Below are 424 nucleotides of genomic sequence, written 5' to 3' on the forward strand. Positions count from 1 at the left end.
TAGCTGCATCGATTTCTCGCTGCAAATTCCCGGCTACGGTGTGTTTTTCGCGGCCATCGTCGGGTGCGGCCTCGCGCAATCGCTGCCATCGCAATTTCGAAAAGAACGTGGCAATTCCGTGCAAGTCGAGTTAAAGTAAACATAATTGGAATGGGCAGGGCAATGAGCTGGAATTCTGGTAGGCGCTTCGTTGTGGTCGTCGGAGCACTCGTATCGTTCACCGGGATGCCGTCGGCATTCGCCGCGACCGGCGTCAGTGCGGGCTGTGTCGCCAATTCGGGCATCGTTTCGGCGGAACGCGCTACCGAGTTTCTCGCCAACCCGAGCGGCCTTCTGGATCAGTTCAAGGACGGACAAGGCGGCCTCGCCTCGGCTGTCCGCGACCTCCTGACTGCGCGTCCCGAGACCGTCGATGGCATTGCCT

General features: G+C 59.7%; 1 protein-coding gene. It reads left to right on the forward strand.

Annotation, left to right across the window (positions count from 1 at the left end):
- Positions 1-162: 162 nt before the first annotated feature.
- Positions 163-424, forward strand: a 262-nt coding sequence (locus tag LE190_RS21530) for a hypothetical protein (protein WP_225240623.1), incomplete at its 3' end; no start/stop codon positions are given.

The sequence above is a fragment of the Massilia hydrophila genome (assembly GCF_020208145.1).
Classification (GTDB): domain Bacteria; phylum Pseudomonadota; class Gammaproteobacteria; order Burkholderiales; family Burkholderiaceae_D; genus Telluria; species Telluria hydrophila.